We start from the raw sequence: 1,632 nt of genomic DNA, 5'->3' as shown, positions 1-1,632 counted from the left end.
GTTGTACGGTGCGCGCAGCGTGACGCGAAGGAACTCGCCCTGCTGTGCGCGCGTCCGCCCGCCTGGCGCCAGCGACGCGCTGTCGACGACCAGCGAGCCACCCGCTGCGAGCGGCCGCCGCGCGGGATAGCGGATCCGCAGCGTGCGGCGCGCGGTGTCCGCGCCGCGCACGGCCTGCAGCACGTAGCTCGGCGACGTGCCGGTCGGGTTGGGCAGCCAGCCGATGAAGGCGCCGTTCGCGGCGACGGCCACGGGGATGCCGTTGATCGTGAGCGCGGCGTCCCCCGACCCGACCGCGCCGAGGATGAAGTTGGAATCGCGACTCGCGATGACCTGGTTTTCCGCCGGATACTGCACACGCAACGCCAGCGGAGCCCCGCGCACCGGCGTGACCGGCGGCAGCGGGAGCGGAGCCGGAGCGGCGGATGCCGCTCGGGCCGCGGAGGCGGGAGCTGGACGCGGTCCCGTGGACGCACATGCCGCCATTGCGGACGTGGCGATCGCCAGGAGCATCACCTGGAAAGGGCCATGTCGTCCGGCGGGGGCACAGGCGGCGCGTGCGAGGGCTGAGCGGAACGAGGAAAGGTGGCGTCGTGGCAGAATCGTTCGAGCCAAAGTCGGTACCGCGTGGTGAGAGGGAGGGCCGGGACGGCGGGCGGTGTGCACTTCGACGCCGATTCCAGCGCGCGGGATTTGACCCACCGGTGAAACCGCGTCCATCTTTACCGAAGATTCCCGGGAAACGTCGCATCGGTGGCGCCGAACCCTCGTGGAATCTCTCGCCGGGGCCAGCCCGGTAAAACCTACGGCGTTCCGGTCCGTAGGGATGAGACACACCTTCCCCCAGATCGCACCGGCCCGCCTCATGACGCTGTGACCGTTTCCGCACCGCATCCGAACCGATCGCCTTCTCCGCAGACCCCGGTCGTCGCCAGGGTCTTCGCGTTGACAGACGTCGGGCACACGCGCGAGCACAACGAGGACACGTTTCTCGTTGCCGATCTCGAGGTGGGCGAGCCGGTGGGCTTCGACTCCGTGCCGCGCGAACTCCCGGTGCCGGCGCATGGCCTCCTGTTTCTGGTGGCCGACGGCATGGGCGGGGCAGCGTCGGGGGAGCTGGCGAGCAGCATGGCCGGCGACGCGGTGATCGACGTCCTGCGGGAGTCGTGGCGCAACACCGCCGCCACCTCGCCCGAGGACTTCGCGGAGGCGCTCCGTGAGGCCACCGATACGGCGAACGCGCGCATCCACCGCTTCGCTCGCGAGAACCCGGAGCACCGCGGCATGGGGACGACGGCCACGATCGCGGGCCTGCTGGGTGACCGGTTGTTCCTGGCGCAGGTGGGTGACAGCCGCGCGTATCTCGTGCGAGGCGGACAGGCGCAGCAGCTCACGAAGGACCAGTCGCTGATGCAGCGCCTGGTGGAAGCCGGGGAGATGACGCAGGAGGAGGCGGACGCCAGCGAGCGCCGCAACATCATCCTGCAGGCGCTGGGGCCGGAAGCGCAGGTGACGATCGACCTGACACACCAGCAGATCCGGCGCGGCGACACGCTGATCATCTGCAGCGACGGGCTCTCGGGCCTGGTGCGCCCGCACGAGTTGGCCGGCATCGCCTCGGAGGAATCGGAT

The 1,632-nt window shown here is 70.5% G+C and carries 2 protein-coding genes; one reads left to right on the top strand and one right to left on the bottom strand.

Features of this window, described 5'->3' with window-relative positions; all coding sequences use genetic code 11:
- The coding region (locus tag VFE05_14760; protein ID HET6231331.1) for a hypothetical protein at window positions 1–384 on the bottom strand (384 nt) is incomplete at its 3' end.
- A 489-nt stretch (window positions 385–873) separates the two neighbouring features.
- Here VFE05_14760 and VFE05_14755 point away from each other — a divergent pair.
- The coding region (locus tag VFE05_14755) for a protein phosphatase 2C domain-containing protein (GenBank protein HET6231330.1) at window positions 874–1,632 on the top strand (759 nt) is incomplete at its 3' end.

The sequence above is a fragment of the Longimicrobiaceae bacterium genome (assembly GCA_035696245.1).
In the GTDB taxonomy this organism is placed as follows: domain Bacteria; phylum Gemmatimonadota; class Gemmatimonadetes; order Longimicrobiales; family Longimicrobiaceae; genus DASRQW01.
This window is presented reverse-complemented; position numbering and strand designations above follow the sequence as displayed.